This window comes from Actinophytocola xanthii, from assembly GCF_001921205.1.
In the GTDB taxonomy this organism is placed as follows: domain Bacteria; phylum Actinomycetota; class Actinomycetes; order Mycobacteriales; family Pseudonocardiaceae; genus Actinophytocola; species Actinophytocola xanthii.
On the sequence record NZ_MSIE01000045.1, the window covers coordinates 57888 to 78743 of the forward strand.

At 72.6% G+C, this 20856-nt stretch carries 16 protein-coding genes and 1 riboswitch; of the genes, 9 read left to right on the plus strand and 7 right to left on the minus strand.

What is annotated here, in order from left to right:
* Positions 1-89 precede the first annotated feature (89 nt).
* The gene (locus tag BU204_RS23755; RefSeq protein WP_075127944.1) at positions 90-656 is read left to right on the plus strand and encodes a MerR family transcriptional regulator; all 567 of its coding nucleotides are present in this window, start codon (positions 90-92) and stop codon (positions 654-656) included.
* A gap of 18 nt (positions 657-674) precedes the next feature.
* A riboswitch (glycine riboswitch) is annotated at positions 675-777 on the plus strand.
* A 156-nt stretch (positions 778-933) separates the two neighbouring features.
* A complete protein-coding gene (gcvP, locus tag BU204_RS23760; RefSeq protein ID WP_075127945.1) occupies positions 934-3834 on the plus strand; it encodes an aminomethyl-transferring glycine dehydrogenase in 2901 nt (966 codons plus the stop codon).
* On the opposite strand, the gene BU204_RS23765 is transcribed toward gcvP, so the two are convergent.
* The 5 genes from BU204_RS23765 to BU204_RS23785 form a co-directional block, all read right to left on the minus strand.
* The gene (locus BU204_RS23765) at positions 3822-4694 is read right to left on the minus strand and encodes a 3-methyladenine DNA glycosylase (RefSeq protein ID WP_075127946.1); all 873 of its coding nucleotides are present in this window, start codon (positions 4692-4694) and stop codon (positions 3822-3824) included. The two genes, gcvP and BU204_RS23765, sit on opposite strands and share 13 nt — an antisense overlap.
* Positions 4691-5740, minus strand: a complete 1050-nt coding sequence (locus BU204_RS23770; protein ID WP_075127947.1) for a hemolysin family protein — start codon at positions 5738-5740, stop codon at positions 4691-4693. The genes BU204_RS23765 and BU204_RS23770 overlap by 4 nt, the downstream gene beginning before the upstream one ends.
* The gene (locus tag BU204_RS23775) at positions 5737-7065 is read right to left on the minus strand and encodes a hemolysin family protein (RefSeq protein WP_075127948.1); all 1329 of its coding nucleotides are present in this window, start codon (positions 7063-7065) and stop codon (positions 5737-5739) included. The genes BU204_RS23770 and BU204_RS23775 overlap by 4 nt, the downstream gene beginning before the upstream one ends.
* Before the next feature lie 118 nt (positions 7066-7183).
* Positions 7184-7762: a TIGR03086 family metal-binding protein gene (locus BU204_RS23780; protein ID WP_075127949.1), complete on the minus strand. Its 579-nt coding sequence runs from the start codon at positions 7760-7762 to the stop codon at positions 7184-7186.
* Positions 7763-7777: 15 nt separating this feature from the next.
* Positions 7778-8353: a TetR/AcrR family transcriptional regulator gene (locus BU204_RS23785; protein ID WP_075127950.1), complete on the minus strand. Its 576-nt coding sequence runs from the start codon at positions 8351-8353 to the stop codon at positions 7778-7780.
* Positions 8354-8495: 142 nt separating this feature from the next.
* On the opposite strand from BU204_RS23785, the gene BU204_RS23790 reads away from it, so the two are divergent.
* The 7 genes from BU204_RS23790 (at position 8496) to BU204_RS23820 (ending at position 15577) form a co-directional block, all read left to right on the plus strand.
* Entirely contained in the window at positions 8496-9719 is a 1224-nt protein-coding gene (locus tag BU204_RS23790) for a glutamate-cysteine ligase family protein (protein ID WP_083661573.1), read from the plus strand.
* A complete protein-coding gene (gene egtB, locus BU204_RS23795; RefSeq protein WP_075127951.1) occupies positions 9716-11050 on the plus strand; it encodes an ergothioneine biosynthesis protein EgtB in 1335 nt (444 codons plus the stop codon). Before BU204_RS23790 ends, egtB begins: the two co-directional genes overlap by 4 nt.
* 1 nt (position 11051) lies before the next feature.
* Positions 11052-11807 (plus strand): ergothioneine biosynthesis protein EgtC, encoded by a 756-nt coding sequence (gene egtC / locus BU204_RS23800; RefSeq protein ID WP_075127952.1) that lies wholly within the window; start codon positions 11052-11054, stop codon positions 11805-11807.
* Positions 11804-12778 carry an L-histidine N(alpha)-methyltransferase gene (egtD, locus tag BU204_RS23805; RefSeq protein ID WP_075127953.1) on the plus strand — a complete coding sequence of 325 codons (975 nt, stop codon included), beginning with the start codon at positions 11804-11806 and terminating at the stop codon, positions 12776-12778. Before egtC ends, egtD begins: the two co-directional genes overlap by 4 nt.
* A gap of 205 nt (positions 12779-12983) precedes the next feature.
* Positions 12984-14543 (plus strand): alpha/beta hydrolase, encoded by a 1560-nt coding sequence (locus tag BU204_RS23810; protein ID WP_233160537.1) that lies wholly within the window; start codon positions 12984-12986, stop codon positions 14541-14543.
* 188 nt (positions 14544-14731) lie between these two features.
* Positions 14732-15253, plus strand: a complete 522-nt coding sequence (locus BU204_RS23815; RefSeq protein ID WP_075127955.1) for a YbaB/EbfC family nucleoid-associated protein — start codon at positions 14732-14734, stop codon at positions 15251-15253.
* 6 nt (positions 15254-15259) lie between these two features.
* Positions 15260-15577: a type VII secretion target gene (locus BU204_RS23820; RefSeq protein WP_075127956.1), complete on the plus strand. Its 318-nt coding sequence runs from the start codon at positions 15260-15262 to the stop codon at positions 15575-15577.
* 139 nt (positions 15578-15716) lie between these two features.
* Here BU204_RS23820 and BU204_RS23825 read toward each other — a convergent pair whose 3' ends face one another.
* Positions 15717-16337: a hypothetical protein gene (locus BU204_RS23825; protein ID WP_075127957.1), complete on the minus strand. Its 621-nt coding sequence runs from the start codon at positions 16335-16337 to the stop codon at positions 15717-15719.
* Between the two features lie 9 nt (positions 16338-16346).
* Positions 16347-20723 (minus strand): DUF6531 domain-containing protein, encoded by a 4377-nt coding sequence (locus BU204_RS23830; RefSeq protein WP_143229678.1) that lies wholly within the window; start codon positions 20721-20723, stop codon positions 16347-16349.
* Between the last annotated feature and the right edge of the window lie 133 nt (positions 20724-20856).

The following is a 20856-nucleotide window of genomic DNA, read 5'->3' on the forward strand; positions in this document are numbered from 1 at the left end:
CCTACCGTCGAACCTGAGCGAATTGCGAGGGTGTCGTTCACTCGGACCCCTCGCGGTGACTCGCGGGTGGTTGGAGAGCGGAGGCAGGCGTGGTCGAGGAAGGTCCCGTCGAGGCTGTCACCGGTGAGCAGGGAGAGCTGTTCCCTGACGAGTCGGCGCCCGACGAGCTTGTCGGCTACCGCGGTCCGGCCGCGTGCCAGATCGCCGGTATCACGTATCGCCAGCTGGACTACTGGGCCCGAACCGGACTGGTTGCCCCGACCATCCGCAGCGCGCACGGTTCCGGCTCGCAACGGTTGTACTCGTTCAAGGACATCCTGGTGCTCAAGGTGGTCAAGCGGCTGCTGGACACCGGGGTCTCGCTGCAGAACATCCGCGTCGCCGTCGACCACCTGCGCCGTCGGGGCGTGCGCGACCTGGCCAGGATCACCCTGTTCAGCGACGGCACGACGGTCTATGAATGCACCTCACCCGAGGAGATCGTCGACCTGCTCCAGGGCGGGCAGGGCGTGTTCGGGATCGCGGTGTCGGGTGCGATGCAGGAGATCAACGGCACCATTCACGAGTTCCCCGCCGAGCGCGCCGACGGCGCCGTGGTCGAGCCGGTCGCCGAGGACGAGCTCACCGCGCGCCGCAAGGCGCGCAACGCCGGGTAAGCTCACGCGCGTAGTCGTAGATCCCACGCGGGAGAGTCCGAGCGGCCGGTGCGGGTCGGCTCGGCGCCGAAGGAGCAAATCCTCCCCGGAACCTCTCAGGCACCCGAACCGCGCGGGCGAGACGCCTCTGGAAAGCGGGTGGCCGGTCCGCCCCGCCGAAGGTGCAAGTCCACCACGCGTGGACGAAGCTCTCAGGCGCACGCCGTAGCGTGCGGGGACAGAGGGGGAGGCGGTCGGACGACGGTTCGGCCTGCCCACCTTCCTCCCGGAGGCGACGTTGACCCAAGCCCGCATCCCGCTCGCCGCCCTCGAGGACGGCACCCAGTTCGCCGACCGGCACATCGGTCCGCGTGCGGACGAGGTGGCCCGGATGCTCGACGTGATCGGTGTCGGCTCGCTGGAGGAGCTGGCCGACCAGGCGGTCCCCGCCTCGATCCGGGACTCCGGGCAGGACGACGGGGCCGACGACTCCGGGGAGACCGAGCTGCCGCCGGCCGTGCCGGAGCACGTCTCGCTGGCCGAGCTGCGTGAGCTCGCCGGCCGCAACGAGCTGCACACCCAGATGATCGGCCTGGGCTACTACGGCACGCTCACCCCCGCGGTGATCCGCCGCAACGTGCTGGAGAGCCCGGCCTGGTACACCGCGTACACGCCCTACCAGCCGGAGATCTCCCAGGGCCGGCTCGAGGCGTTGCTGAACTTCCAGACGATGGTGGCCGACCTGACCGGCATGGAGCTGGCCAACGCCTCCATGCTCGACGAGTCGACGGCCGCGGCCGAGGCGATGACGCTCCTGCGCCGCGCCGGCCGGGCCCCGTCGGCCCGTTTCCTGGTCGACGCCGACACCTTCCCCCAGACGATCGCCGTGATCGAGACCCGGGCCGAGCCGCTGGGTATCGAGGTGGAGGTCGTGGACCTCACCGCAGGCCTGCCCGAGGGCGACTTCTTCGGCCTGCTGCTGTCCCAGCCGGCGGCCTCCGGCGCGGTCCGGGACGACTCCGCCCTGGTCGAGGCCGCGCACGAGCGCGGGGCGCAGGTCGTCGTCGCGGCCGACATCCTCTCGCTGACCCTGCTCCGGCCGCCGGGGGAGATCGGCGCTGACGTGGTGGTCGGCAGCACCCAGCGCTTCGGCGTCCCGATGGGCTTCGGCGGCCCGCACGCCGGCTACCTCGCCGTGCGCAAGGGCCTGGAGCGGCAGCTGCCGGGGCGCCTGGTCGGGGTGAGCGTGGACGCCGACGGCAACCGCGCCTACCGGCTCGCGCTGCAGACCCGCGAGCAGCACATCCGCCGGGAGAAGGCCACCAGCAACATCTGCACGGCACAGGTGCTGCTCGCCATCGTGGCCTCGATGTACGCGGTGTACCACGGGCCCGAGGGGCTCCGCTCGATCGCGACCAGGACGCACCGGATGGCCGCGGTCCTGGCCGCCGGCCTGCGCGCAGGTGGGGTCGAGGTCGTGCACGACACCTTCTTCGACACGCTCACCCTGCGCCTCCCGGGTCGGGCCGCCGAGGTCGTGGCGAGCGCGCGGGACCGGGGCATCAACATCCGCCACGTCTCGGCGGACCTGGTGTCGGTCGCCTGCGACGAGACCACCACCCGGACCCACCTGAAGAAGCTGTGGGCGGCGTTCGGGGTGAGCGGCGCCGACGTCGACGCGCTGGACGCCGAGACCGCCGACGCCTACCCGGCGGAGCTGGCCCGGACCTCGGCCTACCTGACCCACCCGGTGTTCTCCACCCACCGTTCGGAGACCTCGCTGCTGCGGTACCTGCGCGCGCTCTCGGACAAGGACGTGGCGCTGGACCGGAGCATGATCCCGCTGGGCTCCTGCACGATGAAGCTGAACGCGACGGCGGAGATGGAGCCGATCACCTGGCCGGCCTTCGCCGAGCTGCACCCGTTCGCCCCCGCCTCGGACGCGGCCGGGTTGCTGCGCGTGGTGGCCGACCTGGAGGGCTGGCTGGCCCGGCTGACCGGCTACGACGCGGTGAGCCTGCAGCCCAACGCCGGCAGCCAGGGCGAGTTCGCCGGTCTGCTCGCGATCCGGGCCTACCACCGCAGCCGCGGCGAGAGCGCCCGCGACGTGTGCCTGATCCCGGCCAGCGCGCACGGCACGAACGCGGCCAGCGCCGCGATGGCCGGTATGCGCGTGGTCGTGGTCCGCTGCGACGACGAGGGGAACATCGACCTGGACCACCTGCGGTCCACCGTCGACCAGCACCGGGCCGACCTGGCCTGCATCATGATCACCTACCCCTCGACGCACGGCGTGTACGAGGACACCGTGCGCGAGGTGTGCGCCGCGGTGCACGACGCGGGCGGCCAGGTCTACGTGGACGGGGCGAACCTCAACGCGCTGATCGGCCTGGCCCGCTTCGGCAGGTTCGGCGCGGACGTCTCGCACCTCAACCTGCACAAGACGTTCTGCATCCCGCACGGCGGCGGCGGTCCCGGGGTCGGTCCGATCGGCGTGCGCGAGCACCTGGCGCCGTTCCTGCCCAACCACCCGCTGCAGCCGGCCGCCGGCCCGGCGACCGGGGTGGGCCCGATCAGCGCCGCACCGTGGGGGAGCGCCTCGATTCTGCCGATCTCCTGGGCCTACGTGCGGATGATGGGCTTCGAGGGCCTGCGCCGCGCGACGATGACCGCGGTGGCCGCCGCGAACTACGTCGCCGCCCGCCTCACCGGGCACTACCCGGTGCTCTACACCGGCGCGCACGGCCGGGTCGCGCACGAGTGCATTCTGGACCTGCGGGGCATCACGAAGGCCAGCGGCATCACGGTGGACGACGTGGCCAAGCGGCTGGCCGACTACGGCCTGCACGCGCCGACGATGTCGTTCCCGGTGGCCGGCACGCTGATGGTGGAGCCGACCGAGAGCGAGGACCTCGCCGAGCTCGACCGCTTCTGCGACGCCATGATCGCCATCCGGCGCGAGATCGAGCGGGTGGCGGCGGGGGACTGGCCGGCCGAGGACAACCCGCTGCGCAACGCCCCGCACACCGCCGAGTCGATCGCCGGCAAGTGGGACCACCCCTACAGCCGCGAGGAGGCCGCCTACCCGACCGGCTCCACCGGCCCGAAGCTGTGGCCGCCGGTCCGCCGCATCGACGGCGCCAAGGGCGACCGCAATCTGGTCTGCTCCTGCCCGCCGATCGAGGCCTACCAGTCCTGAACCCGGCCGGTGGCGACGACCGCCTCGGCCAGGAGCTCGTCGCACAAAGAGATCAACCGGGCCCGCAGCGGGGCCGCTCGGGCCGTGAACGCCGCCTGCCGGCGCGCGTACTCGGCCCGGCCCCGTGCGGTCTCGATCTCCACCGGCTCGTACCCGAGCGCGCTCAGGTCGTAGGGGCTCGCGCACATGTCCAGCACCCGGATGTCGTGCGCGAGCTCGAAGCAGTCGGCCACCAGGTCGGACGGGGCGAACGGGTCGAGCTTGTAGGCCCACTTGTAGAGGTCCATCCCGGCGTGCAGGCAGCCCGGCTGTTCCTGGGCGAGCTGGTCGGGGCGGGACAGCTGTACCTCGTTGAGCGGGCGTGCGGCGGGGGTGAAGAATCGGAACGCGTCGAAGTGGGTACAGCGCACCGGCAGCGACTCCACCACCCGGTCGGTCCCCGCCGCGCCCAGCCGCAGCGGCCACGACTCGTGCCGCATGGCCGAGGTGCGGTAGACCATGGCCCACTCGTGCAGTCCGAAGCACCCGAACCGCGGCGTCCGCTCGGCCGTCGCCGCGAGCAGCGAGCGCACGAACCGGACCGCCGCGCCGCGTGACTCGGGCAGCGGGCCCAGCGCGACTCCGCCGGACACCGTGCGGTAGGCGGGCCAGCGCAGGTACTCCCGTGCCGCCGGGCCGGTCAGCACCACGCCCGGGCCCGGGTGCCAGCGCAGCAGCCGGGAGGGCCGGTAGGAGTAGTAGGTGAACAGGAAGTCCAGCACCGGGTGCGCGACGCCGCCGGCCCGCCGTTCCCGGACCGGGTCGGTCCACGCCCGGACCCGGGCCTGGTGCGCGGCCCGCCGGGACTCCCACGAGGTCACGTGGACGGGTCCCGGTGCGTGCCGTCGCGGACGGTGCCGACGTACTCCTCGACCAGGTCCTCCAGTGCGACGATCCCGAGCACGGTCCGGTCCGCCGACACCGCCTTGGCGACGTGGCTGCGTGCCCGGCGCAGCGCCGCCAGGGCCTCGTCCAGCCGCGAGTCCGCCGGGACCTCCGGCAGCCCGCGCACCCGGTGGTAGGGGACCGGGGTGGCGGGGTCGGCGTCCGCCTGGTCCAGCACGTCCTTGACGTGCAGGTACCCGTTGAGCCGACCGTCGGGCATCCGTACCGGGTACCGGGAGAACCCGGTCCGGGCGACGGCGGCCTCGATGTCGCCGACCGTGGGCGGGTGTGGCACGGTCTCGACCCGCTCCAGCGGCACCAGCACCTCGGCGACGGTGCGCTCGGCCGAGGACAGCGTCTGGGTGAGCCGGCGGTGCTCGGCCTGGTCCAGCAGCCCTTCTCGGCGCGAGTCGGCGATGAGGTCGGCCAGCTCCTCGGGCGTGGTCGCGCTCTCGATCTCGTCCCTGGGCTGGACCTTCAACAGCCGCAGCACGCCGTTGGCGGCGAGGTTCAGCAGCGTGATCACCGGCCGGATCATCTTCACCCAGCCCACCAGTGCCGGGGTCAGCCAGACCGCGGTGCGCTCGGGCGCGGCGATTGCGATGTTCTTGGTGACCATCTCGCCGAGCACGATGTGCAGGATCGACACCACCACCAGCGCGACGGCGAACGCGATCGCGTGCAGCACCGCGGCCGGCAGACCCAGCGGGTGCAGCGCCAGCTCGAGGTAGTGCTCCACGGTCGGCTCGCCCAGCGCGCCGAGCCCGATCGTGCACAGGGTGATGCCGAGCTGTGCCCCGGCCATCATCAGCGAGGTGTGTTCGGCCGCGCGGATGACCGTCCGCGCCCGGTCCACCCCGCGCTCGGCCATCGCCTCCAGCCGGTCCCGGCGGGCGCTGACCAGTGCGAACTCCGCTCCCACGAAGAAGGCGTTGGCGGCGAGCAGGAAGACCGCGACCGTCAGGCCGACTCCGCCGGTCATGCCGACACCACCGCCTCGGGGATCCTGGCCACGCGCAGCTCGGCGACGCGGTGGCGGTCCATTCGCATCACGGTGATCCGCCAGCCGTCGACCTTCACCTCGTCGTTGACCTCGGGGATGCGGCCGAGCCGGGTGAGCACGAGGCCGGCGAGCGTCTCGTAGACGCCGGGCGGCATCCGGAACCCGGTGGCGTCGGCCAGCTCGTCGTCCCGCAGCAGCCCCGAGACCATCCAGCTGTCCCGGCCGAGCGGGCGGACCGGGTTGATCTCCCCCCGGTCGTGCTCATCGCGCACGTCGCCGACGATCTCCTCCACCAGGTCCTCGAGCGTCACCAGGCCCGCGGTGCCGCCGTACTCGTCGACGACCACCGCGAGCTGCAGGCCCGAGCTGCGCAGCCGGTCCAGCAGGGTATCGCCGTCGAGGCTCTCCGGCACTGTCTGCACCGGCCGCACCAGCGAGCTCACCCTGGTCGTGGCCCGGCGGGCGGCCGGCACGTTGAACGCCTGCTTGACGTGCACCACCCCGCGGACGTCGTCCAGGTCGCCGTCGTGCACCGGGAACCGGGAGAACCCGGTGCGCCGGGCCAGCTCGACCAGGTCGAGCACGGTGGCGTCGGTGGGCAGCGACTGCACCTGGACCCGCGGGGTCATCAGCTCCTCGGCGGTCCGCTCGCCGAACCGCAGCGACCGGTTCAGCAGGGTCGCCGTGCCCTTGTCGAGGGTGCCGTGCTCCGCGCTGCTGCGGACCAGCGAGCCCAGCTCCTGCGGCGAGCGCGCCGAGGCCAGCTCGTCGGCCGGCTCCACGCCCAGCCGGCGGACCAACCAGTTCGCCCAGGCGTTGAGCAACGCGATGAACCAGCGCAGGACCGAGGAGAACCGGATCTGGGCGCCGGCCACGGCGCGGGCGGTGGGCAGCGGGCGGGCGATCGCGAGGTTCTTCGGCACCAGCTCGCCGAACAGCATCGAGATCACGTTGGCCAGCAGCAGCGCGACGGCCAGCGAGATCGGCAGCGCCGCCGCCTCCGGCACCGACAGCGCCGAGAGCAGGGGCGCGATCCAGCCGGCGATGATCGGCTCGGCGATGTAGCCCATGACCAGCGTGGTGATCGTGATGCCCACCTGCGCGCCGGAGAGCTGGAACGACAGCGTCTGGTGCGCGTGGTCCACCTGCTTCGCGCGGGTGTCGCCGACCTGGCGCACGTGGCTCGCCACCTGGCTGCGCTCGAGCGCGGTCAGGGAGAACTCGGCCGCGACGAAGATCGCCGTTCCGAACGTCAGCGCGGCGACGGCGAGCACGCCGAGCACGTCGAGGAGGACACCGGTCATCGCGCACCGTCCGGGCACGTCGCCCACTGGCCGCCGGGCTCGCCGCCCGGCCCGGTACTACAGCCGCCCAAGAAGGGTCACTCCTCGCAGGTCAGGTCCGTCTCCGCTGCTGATGAGTCTAGATTCCGGCGCCGGTGGGCTCTCGGCCGAGCATGGCGACGAGGCGGGTCTGGGGGTCGGCGTCGTCGGCCACGGGCACCGGGTCGGCGAACATACCGCTGCCCTGCCAGGCCTGCGCCTGGGGCTCGACGAACCCGAGCAGGGCGGTGGCGAGCTCGTCACCTATCCCGGGGTCGCTGCCCAGCGCGCGAGCGAGGTCCCAGCCGTGCACGGCGAGGTCCACGGTCATCTGCCAGCAGTACTCCCGGGCGGCGGTGTCGCCGAAGCTCAGGCGCACCGTCCGGTCCAGCGCGCCGGGCTCGACCCAGGCGGCCCGGGCGGCGGCGGCCGCCGCCTCCCAGGTGCCGATCGGGTCGTCGTTGAGGATGTCGCCGTCGAACTTGTCCCCGACCTCCGCCATGGTCTTGCCGGCCAGCAGCTCGGGCACCCAGAGCTGCTCGCCGACGACGTGGTTCACCAGATCCTTGACTGTCCAGTCCGTGCACGGCGACGGGGAGTCCCAGTCGCTGATGCCGACCTTGTGCACTGCTCGGTCGAACACGTCCATGGCGCGGCCGTGGGCATCGAGAAGATCCATGTCTCCAGGATGCGCCTAGCTCCTCGGGCGCGCGCGGCGCACGGACGACTCGACCAGGTCCAGCACCGGCTCAAGGTCGTCGGCCGGCAGGCCCATTGCCAGGTGCGACACCAGGCCCTCGAGGACCAGCTCGAGGTAGGAGGTGAGCACCGTCACGTCGATGTCGTCGCGCAGGTTGCCGGCCTCGCGCTGGCGCAGCAGGCGTTGGCGGGTGGCGAGGGTGAGCCGTTCCGACCGTTCGGCCCAGCGCGCCCGGAACTCGGGGTCGGTGCGCAGCCGGCGGGACAGCTCCAGCCGGCTGCCGAGCCAGTCGGCGCCGTTCGGCGCGGCCAGCAGGTCGCGCATGACCTGCACCAGACCCTCGCGGGCCACGACGTCGGCCATCCGGTGCGCGTCGTCCTCGGCGAGCGCGAGGAACAGCGACTCCTTGTCCCGGAAGTGGTGGAAGATCGCCCCGCGGGACAGGCCAGTCGCCTCCTCCAGCCTGCGCACGGTGGCGCCCTCGTAGCCGTAGCGGGCGAAGCAGACCCGCGCGCCGTCCAGGATCTGGTGACGGCGCGCGTCGAGGTGGTCCTTGCTGACCCGTGGCATCCGGTGATCGTCCCAGCAGCGCCCGCACCCTGGCAATCCGTACGTACGTACTGTGATCCAGTCCGCGGCTGCCGTCCTCGTCGTCGGTGGTTGTCGGTGCGTTTGTGTAGCGTCGATTTTGACCTCGAGAGGAGGCACAGACATGAACGCTTTGTCCCAAACGTCCTGCAACCCGCGGATTGTCGAGTCCGCACGCCGGCGGCTGGGGGACCGTGTGGAGGCGGAGGCCTACGTCGCCTCGGTCTGCTTCAAGCACGGTCCGCCGCGGTTGGTCGGTGTCGAGCTGGAGTGGGTCGTCCACCATGAGGACGATCCGCGGCGGCCACTCGACAGGCACAGCCTGACCGCCGCACTGGGGCCCTACGCGCCCCGCACGTTGAACGAGGACAGTCCCGCACTCCCGCTTCCGGCCGGCTCGCCGTTGACGCTCGAACCCGGCGGCCAGGTCGAGATCTCCGCCCTTCCCCAAACCTCGCTCGGTCGGCTGTTCGACGTCGTCACCGCCGACCTGACCTTCCTCCGCGACCTGCTCGCCGCCGGTGGCCTCGTGCTCGGCGACCGGGCTGCCGACCGGCACCGTCCGCCCCGCAGGCTGCTGGACACCCCGCGCTACGCGGCCATGGAGCAGGTGTTCGAGCCGATCGGCCCACACGGGCTCACGATGATGTGCGCGACCGCCGGACTCCAGGTGTGCCTGGACGCGGGTGAGCCGGACGCGGCGGCCGACCGGTTCACCGCGGTCTGCGCGCTCGGCCCGGTGCTCGTGGCGGCCTTCGCCAACTCCCCGGGCGAGGGGTGGGCCTCCTCGCGCCTGCGCTCGGTGCTCGCCACCGACCCGCCGCGCTCGGCGCCGTCGCCGATCGTGGCCGACCCGGTGGGCCGCTGGGCGCGCCGGGTGGTCGACACCCCCGTGCTGTGCGTGCGGGGCCCGGGTGCGCGCTGGGCCACCCCGCGCGACATGACCTTCGCCGACTGGCTGGCCGGTGCCTGGCCCGAGCCACCGACCACCGACGACCTCGACTACCACCTGAGCACGATGTTCCCGCCCGTGCGGCCGCACGGCTACCTCGAGGTGCGCTACCTCGACGCGCAGCGCGGCGACTCCTGGTTGACCCCCGTCGCGCTGCTCACCGCGCTGCTGGCCAGCCCCGACACGGTCGACGCCGTGCTCGACGCCTGCCTGCCGGTCGGCGACCGCTGGCTCACCGCCGCCAGGCAGGGGCTGGCCGACCCCGACCTCGCCAGGGCGGCCGCGACGGTGTTCGACCTGGGCGCCCGCGCCCTGCCCCGGACGGGCCTCGGTCACGACCTGACCGCCTCCGTCCTCGCCGACCTCGACCGCGTACAGCGGAGGAGCACGCCATGACCACTGCGAACACGGAAACAGCCGGCATCGAGCAGCTGCGGACCAGGGTCGCCGAACAGCTGGAGCGGGCCAGGGCCCGCAGCATCGCGCTGACCGACGCGGTCGACGACGACGACCTGGTGCGTCAGCACTCGAAGCTGATGTCGCCGCTCGTGTGGGACCTCGCGCACGTCGGCAACCAGGAGGAGCTCTGGCTGGTGCGCGACGTCGGCGGCCGCGAGCCGGTGCGCTGCGACATCGACAACCTCTACGACGCGTTCCAGCACGCCCGCGCCGACCGCCCGGCGCTGCCGCTGCTCCCACCCGCCGAGGCCCGCCGGTACGTGCGCGAGGTCCGCGACAAGGTGCTCGACGTGCTGGAGCGCAGCCCGCTCGAGGGTCGGCGGCTGGAGGCCGGCGGGTTCGCCTTCGGCATGATCGTCCAGCACGAGCAGCAGCACGACGAGACGATGCTGGCCACCCACCAGCTGCGTGCGGGCGCACCCGTGCTGCACGCCCCGCCGCCACCACCGGGGCGGCCCCTGCCCGCGGCCGAGGTGCTGATCCCCGCCGCCTCGTTCGCCATGGGCACCTCGATCGACGCCTGGGCGCTGGACAACGAGCGCCCCGCCCACGAGGTGTTCGTCGACGCGTTCTTCATCGACACCGCGCCGGTCACCAACGCCGCCTACGCCGCGTTCATCGAGGCCGGCGGCTACGACGACCCGCGCTGGTGGTCCGAGCGCGGGTGGGCCTACCGCCAGCACGCCAACCTGTCCGCGCCGCGGTTCTGGCTGCGTGCGGCGGACGGGTGGCTGCGCAGGCGGTTCGGCGTGGTGGAGCCGATCCCCCCGGACGAGCCGGTGGTGCACGTCTGCTTCCACGAGGCACAGGCCTACGCCGCCTGGGCGGGGCGGCGGCTGCCGACCGAGCCGGAGTGGGAGAAGGCGGCCCGCTTCGACCCGGCCACCGGCCGCTCCCGGCGCTACCCGTGGGGCGACGAGGACCCCGGGCCCGAGCACGCGAACCTCGGTCAGCGGCACCTCTCGCCCGCGCCGGTCGGCGCCTACCCGGCCGGCGCCTCCCCGGCGGGGGTGCACCAGCTCGTCGGCGACGTCTGGGAGTGGCTGGACAGCGACTTCCACGGCTACCCGGGGTTCGAGCCGTTCCCCTACCGCGAGTACTCGGAGGCCTTCTTCGGCGGCGACTACAAGATGCTCCGCGGCGGCTCGTTCGGCACCGACCCGGTGGCCGGCCGGGCGACGTTCCGCAACTGGGACCACCCGATCCGCCGGCAGATCTTCGCCGGGTTCCGGTGTGCGCGCGACGCCTCGCCGGAGGAGCTCGCCTAGCGTGTGCCGACACCTCGCGTACCTGGGTCCACCGGTCCGGCTGTCCGAGCTGCTGCTGGCGCCCGAGCACTCGCTGCTGCGGCAGTCCTGGGCGCCGCGGGACATGCGCGGCGGGGGCACGGTCAACGCCGACGGCTTCGGCGTCGGCTGGTACACCGACGCCTCGCCCGAACCGGCGCTGATCCGCCGCGCCGTCCCGCTGTGGACCGACACCGCGCTGCCGAGGCTGGCCGCCGAGGTGTCCTCGCGAGCGGTGCTGGCCGCGGTCCGCTCGGCCACCGTCGGCATGCCGGTGGTGGAGACCGCGGCCGCACCGTTCGCCTCCGGCCGCTGGCTGTTCAGCCACAACGGGGTCGTGCGGGGGTGGCCGTCCTCGGTGGCCGGCCTGGCCGCCACGGTGCCGGTGGAGTCGCTGCTGACGATGGACGCGCCGACCGACGCCGCGCTGCTGTGGACGGTGCTGCGCCACCGCCTCGGCGCGGGGGACAAGCCGGCCGACGCGCTCACCTCGCTGGTGACCGACGTCGCCGCGGCCGCCCCGGGGTCCCGGCTGAACCTGCTGCTGACCGACGGCGAGGTCGTGGTCGGCACGGCGTGGACCCACTCCCTGTGGGTCCGTCCTCCCACGGCCACGACCGGCCTCGTCGTCGCCTCGGAACCGTTCGACGCCAACCCCCTCTGGCAGGAGATCCCTGACCGCCACCTGGTCGTCGCGACGTCGTCGACGGTGGACATCACCGAGATCGGAGCACGATGAGCGAGGTCGACCTGACCGTTCACCTGACCCCCGACGACGTCGTGCGCGCCCTGCGTTCGGACGTCCGGGCGGGCCTGACCGAGACGCCGAAGTCGTTACCTCCCAAGTGGTTCTACGACGCTCGGGGGAGCGAGCTGTTCGAGCGGATCACCCGGCTGCCCGAGTACTACCCGACCAGGGCCGAGAGCGAGATCCTCCAGGCGCGGGCGGCGGAGGTCGCCGGGGTGACCGGCGCGCGCACGCTGGTCGAGCTGGGTTCCGGCTCCTCGGAGAAGACGCGGTTCCTGCTCGACGCCCTGCGGGACGCGGGCACCCTGCGCGAGATCGTGGCCCTCGACGTGTCCGAGAGCGCTCTGCGGGCGGCCGCCGAGACGCTGGTCTCGGTCTACGACCCGGTCGACGTGCACGCCGTGGTGGGCGACTTCACCCAGCACCTGTCGCTGCTGCCCGGTGGCGCGCCCCGGCTGGTCGCCTTCCTGGGTGGCACGCTCGGCAACCTCGTTCCCGCCGACCGCGCCAAGTTCCTCGCCGCCGTACGCGAGACCGTCGACGACGGCGAGTGGCTGCTGCTGGGAACCGACCTGGTCAAGGACCCGGAGACGCTGGTCCGTGCCTACGACGACGCCGCGGGGGTGACCGCGGAGTTCAACCGCAACGTGTTGCAGGTGCTCAACCGTGAGCTCTCCGCCGACTTCGATCCGGCCGCCTTCGAGCACGTGGCCAGGTGGGACGACGAGGCGGAGTGGATCGAGATGCGGCTGCGGGCCACCCGGCCGATGCGGGTCCGGGTGCCGGTGATCGGTCTGACGGCGACCTTCGTCGAGGGGGAGGAGATGCGTACCGAGGTGTCGACCAAGTTCCGCCGGGAGCGCGTGGCCGTCGAGCTCGGCGACGCCGGGTTCGAGCCGGTGCGGTGGTGGACCGACAGCGCGTCCCGGTTCGGCGTCTCGCTGTCCCGGGCCACCTCGTGAGCAGCACCTACTTCCGGACCTGACCGGGCGCAGTAGCCGGTTGCGCCGTCCTACCGATATCGCGGACTATCACCTCGTGTGAGTCTTCGGTTCTGCGCCGTGATCACGCGACGCTCCGGGTAGGGAGAAGGGTTGTTCCGTGTCTGAGAGATCCACGCGGTCCGCGGGCCGTGTTGCCACACTGCTGTTGGCGCTGGTCACAGGGGTGACAGGGCTGATCGTCCCGGCCGCGCCGGCCGCCGCGGCGCCGGCCGGGCGGGCGCCGGCCCCCATTGCCTGGGGGCAGTGCGCGGCCGCCGACCTCACCGGCGTGCCCGAGGCCGAGCGGCCGCAGTTCAGCTGCGGTCACTACGCCGTTCCGCTCGACCACGACCGGCCGGGGCGGGGCACGATCAACATCGCGCTCATGCGCCGGGCGGCCAACAACCCGGACGCGAAGATCGGTTCGCTGTTCCTGAACCCCGGCGGGCCAGGTGGCCCCGGCTACACGATGCCCCGCTCGGGCCGCAACATCTTCGAGCCCGAGGTGCTCGACCGGTTCGACCTGATCGGCTTCGACCCGCGCGGGGTCGCCCGGAGCACGCCGCTGCGCTGCTTCGCGACCGAGGAGGACGCCGACGAGGTGTTCGGGCGAATGCACCCGCTGCCGGTCACCCCGGGGGAGGAGAGCACGACCCTCAAGGCCTACAAGGACTACGGCCGGTTCTGCGGCCGGTTCGCCGGTCCGCTGCTCGAGCACATGTCCACCAAGGACGTCGCCCGCGACCTCGACCTGCTGCGGGCCGCGGTCGGTGACCGGAAGCTGAGCTACGTCGGCTTCTCCTACGGCACCCTGCTCGGCGCCACCTACGTGAACATGTTCCCGAACAAGGCCCGGGCGATCATCCTGGACGGCAACGTCGACCCGACGCTGCGCCTGCGCGACGGCCTCGAGTACGACCGCCAGCGCACCGGCGGCTTCGAGCTGGCCCTCAACGCCTACCTCCAGCGCTGCGACGAGGACCCCGACTGCGCGTTCGGCCCGAACGCCCGCGCGAAGTTCACCCGGCTGCACGACCATCTCCGCGAGGCCGGCCCCGTCACCCTGCCGGACGGCACCGTGGTCACCGAGGCCGACGTGATCGGCTCGACCGCCAGCGTGCTCTACAACCCGGTCCAGTTCGGCCCGTTCGCCGAGGCGCTCCAGGAGGTCTACGAGGTCGCCTTCCCGTCGACGTCCGCGCGCCGCGCCGCACCCACCGTGGACGTGGCCGCCCTGTTCGCCGAGCCGAGGCGATCCGCCGACATCCACCCCGACGCCCCCTACGTCAGCGACGACTCGTACGCGGCGGTGAACTGCTCGGACAAGCCGTTCGACATCCGGCCGTCGGACGTGCCCCGGGTGGCCGACCGCTGGGAGCGCCAGATGCCCGACTTTGGTCGCTACCTGGCCTGGAACGACCCCGCCGTCTGCCCCGTGTGGCCGGTGCGCGACCCCGACCCGTACCGCGGCCCCTGGAACCGCCGCACCGAGACCCCGGTCCTGGTGTTCGGCAACTACTACGACCCCGCGACCCAGTACGAGTTCTCCAGGCGCATGTCCCGCCAGCTCGGAAACGCCCGCCTGGTCAGCGTGGACGCCTTCGGCCACTGCATCCTCGGCGACAGCTCCTGCACCGACCGCATAGCCGCCGACTACCTCGTGGACCTGGAGGTCCCCCGCCCGGGCACCGTCTGCCAGCCCGACGTCCAACCGTTCCCGACCCCGGTGGAGTCCCGGAACTGACCGAGCTGGAGAACGTGACCAGCTGCCGGCCGGCTTTCACTGCCGGCCGGCAGCTGGTCGCCGCCGGGTGTGCGATTCCTCAGGTGCAACGAGGGATGTTCTTCGGGCAATCCGCCACGCGGGAGAGGTGAGTGCTCGTATCGTCGGAGGCGGGCAGCGAGCGGGTTCTTCTTCCCGGAGGGGCGGCGATGAGTGATCCCCTGGCCGACGCCGTGCGGATGGTCGACGACTGGGAGCGGGACGCCAACGAGAAGGCGGCCCGCTTCCAGACGATGGCGGAGCGGGTCGAGCAGATCACGATCACCGAGTCGGTGGCCGACGGAGCGGTCAGCGTGACCGTCGGCCACAACGGCATCCCGACGGATGTCGCGATGACCGACGGGGTGCGGCAGATGGCGCCGCACGACATCGCGGCGAACGTGATGGCCGCGATGCGTAAGGCGCAGTCCCGGTACCCGGAGAGGCTGGCCGAGATCGTGACCGAGACCGTGGGCGAGGACGACCCGGCGGCGCGGCACATCGTGGCCACCGCCGAGCGGAACTTCCCCGCGCCCCCGCCCGATGACGAGCCGCCGCCCGCCGCCGAGCGCCTGAGCTTCACCGACTCCGACGAGGACGAGCCGCTACCCCCACCCCGCCCGGCCCGGCCCGGCGACAACGACCGAGACGACGGCGACGACTTCGGCGACGACACGATCTACGGCAGGTGACACCCGTTGACCACCGACGGTTTCGAGGTCCTGACCGGCGAGCTGGACGCCCACGCCGGGCAGGTCGACGCGCTCACCGACCGCCTCCGCGGCGCGGTCGACGCGGCCGACACGGTGACCATGAACAACGACGCCTACGGCGTGGTCTGCCAGCCGTTCGCGATGATGCTCCAGCCGTTCGAGGAGCTCGGCGTACGCACGTTGCGCCAGGCCGCCGACACCCTCGCCGACACCGCCGGCAGCGTGCGCGACACGGCACGCTCCTACACCGGCACCGACTCCGCCGAGGCGACGGTGTTCACCCAGACCGAGCAGCGGCTTTAGAACGCGTCGTCACGCGTGTTTCCGCACCACGCCCGGCGCTTCCGACCGCCGAGGAAACGCGTCGCGATCCCGGGGGACTCACCGGCTGACCGAGACGCCTGAACTCAGGGAGGCACGAGCACGAGGCGCCGCGTCGGCTCTAGACCGGGACGACCGCCTGGATCTCCTCCACAACGCTGGGCGGGAACCACACCGCCAAATTCAGAGCCTCCGCCATCCGTCGCAACACGGCCCGCGCCAGGTCGGCACGGTCACCCTCCACGAGCGACAGCGCCGTCCGGACCAGGTGGCCCGGCGGGGGAAGGTCGTCCTCGTCGCCATGGCGGACGAGGTCGGCCAGCAGAGCGTCGACGGTGCTCAGCGCCTCGGCCTCCCGCCCGAGCCGTAGCAGCGCGACCGCCCGGATCTCCGCCAGCCGCGACACCCGCCAGCGCAGGTCCCCGCTGAGGAAGAACCCCTCGTCCACCCTCGACGCGAACCGCAGCGCCTCCTCGTCCTGCCCGGCCAGCACGGCCGCGTCAGCGAGGTGCATGAGGATCCAGTCCGGCCGCTCCACCACGGACAGGACCCGCTTGCCCTCCTCGATCGCCTGGGGGAGCCGCTCCGGAGCCTGCTGGGCGAGCATCGCCAGCGCCACAGCCCTCGCCTCGGGGTCCTCGTCCCCGGGCAACGCGGCGAGCGCCCTGTCGAGCAGGGCGGCCCGCTGTTCGCCGAACGCCAGCCCGGCGCTCTCGTTGATCAGCTCTCGCGGCGAGTTCACCGGCGTTCCCTACATGTTGTGGTCGATACCTCGTGCCCTGGCCTCGTAGCGCTTCGCGATGCGCAGCAGGGCCTCGCGCACCTCCGGCAACAGGTCCCGGTTCCGGGCCTCCTCCCGCAGGCCGCGTGCGGCGGCACGATATCCCGCACCGTGCTGCCCCGTGCTCGTGGCGCCTTCCTCGGTGCGCGCGGCGTTGCGGTGCTCCCGGGCGGCCGCGCTGGCGTACGCGTCCGGGCTCACCCAGTGCTCGTCGTGGGACGGGTCGATGCCGACCCGCCTGCCGTCCGGCCTGATCTCGCCGCACCGGCACGGCCCCCGCCTGGCCTGGCTCGCCGCCAAGCCGAGGGGATCGGACCAGGTGAGCGGGTTGGGCACGTAGGCGTCCGGGTTCGGCGCCGGCAGCAGGCCGAGCGGGTCGCCGCTGTAGTACCGGCCGACCTCGGCGTCGTAGTACCGGTGGTGGTTGTAGTCGAGCCCGGTCTCCTGGTCGTGGTACTGACCGGGGAAGCGCAACGGCGTGTAGGCGCGCTGCCGGAGGCCTTCGAGCGCCTGGCCCCACACGGTCGTCTGCCGGCGCCAGACCAGTTCTCCGGCGTCGTCGACGAGCTCGGTCGGGGTACCCACGAGATCGGTGACGATCGAGTAGAACCGCTCGTCGACCCAGCGCTGTGGCGCGTCCCGGGCGATCACCCGCTCGGTCTGGGTGAGCACGGCGCCGGTCCGGGGGTGGTGGACCCAGGTGGTGGCCCGCCCCCCGCTGTGCGCCTGCTCCACCAGGTGCTCACCTGCCCAGGTGAAGTCGGTGCGCTCGGCGGCCCGGCCGTCGGGCGCCAGGCGTTGCTTCGCGATGCGCCTGCCCAGCGCGTCGTACCGGTAGCGCCAGCTCGTGCCGTCCGGGGTCACCACCCCGACAAGGCGATCCTCGACGTCCCAGCTGTAGCGCCAGATGTCGGGTTTGGTCGACAGCCGTTTCCGCTGCCGCATGACCACGCGGCCCTGCGCGTCGTACTGGTAGCGCACGTTTCCGGCGCGCACCAGCCGGGACCCGGCGTACTCGCGCGGCCCCTGCGCCTCGGCCGTCCCGCCCTGCCAGGCCGCCGCGGCGATCTCGCCGACCCGGTCGTAGGCGTACCGCTCGTTGCCCGTGGGACCGTCCACCGCGGTGATCCGGCCCACCGGGTCCAGCTCGAACCGGCGCGTGCCGTCGAGCTGGTCCTGGATGGCGATCAGGTCACCGTCCACCCGGTACCGGTAGGCGCGGCGCTGGACGACCCGGGCGGCCGGTCCGCCTGCCACGGCCTGGGACACCAGGCGGTCGCAGACGTCCCACGCCTGGGTGAGGGCCGTGCCGGTGTTCATCGACCGCTCCACCTCGCGCCCCCGCGCGTCGTGGCCGAACGACATGACCCGTCCCGCGGTCCGCAGGGTCGCCGGCCGTGCCTCGGCGTCGAACGACCACGTCATCGTCGAGCCGGTCGGGGTCACCCGGGAGACCCGCCGGCCGAGCAGGTCGTAGGCCGAGCGCACGGTCCTGCCGTTCACGGTCTCGGCGACGACCCGGCCCAGCCGGTCCCGCTCGAACACGACGGTCGCGTCCGCGTTGCGCGCGGCCGTGATCCGCCCGAGCGGGTCGAACTCGTAGCTGGCGATGGTGGCCCCCTCGGACCGCCGCTCGACGATGTTGCCGAGCACGTCGCGAACGAGCTCGATCCGCGTGCCCGCCCCGTTGACCGTCGCGATCACCTCGCCCGCGGCGTTGAGCTCGTAGCGCCTCGTCCGGCCGCCGAAGTCGGTTTCCTCGACCAGCCGGCCGACCGCGTCGTAGCCGTAGCGCCAGACCTCGCCGCGGGCGTTGGTGACCGCGACCAGGTTCATCTCGGTGTCGTAGGCGAAGTCCAGTCGCGAGCCGTCCGGTCCGACCTCCGAGCGGGGGAAGTCGAAGTGCGTCGTCTCGATCGTCGTGACGTTGCCCAGGACGTCGACGTGCCGCACCAGGCTGCTCTCGCCGTCGTAGAACCACCGCTCGGTCGCGCCGTCGGCCTGCGTGTGCGACATCATCAGGCCCTCGACCGTCCAGGTGAACCGCTCGGTCGCGTCGGTCGCGCCGGTGATCTCGACGACCCGACCGAACTGGTCCCGCCGGTAGCGGGTGATGGCGCCCACGGCATCGGTGACGGCCACGATGAGGCCGGCCGCGTCGTGCTCCAGCCGCTGGATGCCGCCCTCAGCGTCGGTGATGGTGACTGGCCGGCCGCGGTCGTCGATCTGGTAGACCGTCGTCGCGCCGAGCGGATCGGTGGCCTGTACGAGGTTTCCGCGCGTGTCGTAGGTCTGCAGCCACACCGCGCCGTCGGGGTCGACGATCCGGACGGGCAGCCCCAGCTCGTTGTACTCGGCGGTCGCGTGGCTCCCGTCGGGGCGGACGATCCGAACGAGGTTCCCCGCCGCGTCGCGCTCGTAGCGCGTCGTGCGGCCCAGCGGGTCGGTCTGGGAGGCCAGCCGGTCGTAGCGGTCCCACTCGCGCCGGGTCTCCTCGCCGCCCGGGCCGACCTCCCGCACGACCTGCAACAGGTCGTTGAAGTAGTAGGTCCGCGCGGTGCCGCGGGAGTCGGTGAAGACCGTCGAGCCGGTGTCGTAGACCCAGGAGCAGGCCATGGCGCCGCCCGAACCGTTGGTCCGGACACACCGGCCCCACTGGTCGTACTCGTACTCGTACCACTCGCCGTTGCGGTCCTCCCACCGGACGATCCGGCCCGAGTCGTCGTAGGTGAACCGGTGTGCCTTGTCCGAGGAGTTGACCACCTCGACCAGCCGCCGGCGCTCGTCGTACCGGTAGCGCATGAGCGTGACCGGTTGCGCGCCCCGCAGCCACAGCCGCCGCACCAGCATGTCCTCGGTGTCCACGCCGATGTCGTATCCGCCGGAGTGCCGGATCCCGGTGACCGCGCCCTGGTCGTCGTAGGAGAACGTGATCTCGTTGCCGTTGCGGTCGGCCAGCCGGGTGAGGGGGAGCAACTCGCCCGGTCCGGCGAAGGACAGGGTCCGCCCGCGTTCGGGCTGCTCGACCGTGTAGCCCTCCGGGGTCCGGCGCAGCGCCCAGCGCGCCCCGAACTCGGCGAACACCGCGGTGCCGTCCGCGGGCGGCACCGGGTAAACCAGCCGCGCCCCGTCCGCGTCGGCGAAGTACACGCCCTGGTCGTCCACCTCGATCCGCTGGTCGAGGGTGGAGGACCAGGAACGACCGAAGAACCGGCCGACGCGGTAGGAGGAGTAGTGGGTCCGCTGCAGGAGCAGCGGGAGCGTGCCCTTCAGGTCGACGTCGAACTGTTCCAGGTACATCTGGCCGGTGGCCAGGTCGATCGGCTCACCCGAGCCGGGGGTGCACTCGGTGTCGCGGGCGTCGGTCTTGGGGTTGCCGGCGTTGTCCCGCATTCCCGGGCTGTCCCCGCCGCCGGGCTTACCGCCGCCTGGCCGGCCACCGGCCGCCCCGCTCGGGGTCGTGCCGCCCGCTGCGTCGGCGTCCGACGTGGACGACGGGCTGGTGCCGTCCGAGCCGCGGGTCGTGGGAGCGTCGGGGGAGGAGCCGCCGCGCGCGGCGGAGGGGCTGGTGCCGCCGGGTGCGTCGGCCTTCCTCAGCTTCGCGAGCTTGGCGATGATCTCGTCCAGCTTGTCGAGGATCTTCCGGATGCGGGGGCCGACGTTCCCGATGGTCTTGACCAGCTTGCGCACGACGTCGGCGACCTTGGCCACGGTCTTGGAGATCGCGGCGGTGGCCTGGGCCACGATCACCGGCGTGGCCAGGCCGAGCGTGGCGGCCGCCTCCAGCGCCCAGGCGATCAGCCGCCCCACCAGGTCGGCCACGAGGTCCCGGATGAACTCGCGGACGAACGCCACGACCTCACCCATGATCATCACACCGGCGGAGATCCCGTCGGCGAGCACGCCCGCCCCGGCCAGGGCGTCCGCGCTCTCGGTGGCGTGGGTCCGGTAGGCCTCGCCGGCCTGCCCGCTCCACCCCGCCGTGCCCGACCGCGCCTCGCGCAGGTAGTCCTGGGACACCGCGGCGACCTCGGCGGCGACGTTGGCCCAGGTCTGCGAGAACGACTGGATCACCGGCGGGTCCCCGGCGAACCAGTCCAGCGCCTCCTTCAGCGGCCGGACGTGCTCGATGAGCCAGGAGACCCCGTAGGAGGCAAGCGTGCCAAGGGGGTCGATCACCAGCGAGAGCACTTCCAGGCCGACGCCGACCGCCGACAGGCCGGCCTCCACCCAGTCCCCGTCGCTCACCCCCTGCGCGAGGCCCTGCGCGGACTCGGCGATCCCGATCCCGGTGACGGCCGTCGTCGTGTCCTGTGACTGCGCGACGAGCGGATTTCCCTCGGACATCGCCATTCCCCCTGCCGACGTCGCCTCGTCCCCGGCGGGGCGACATGTCCTCCAGCTCACACGGTAGAACCGTTGGACGGGGGAAGCGACCCTCTCGTTCCGCACCGACGACCAGCGGTGGGAACAGCGAACG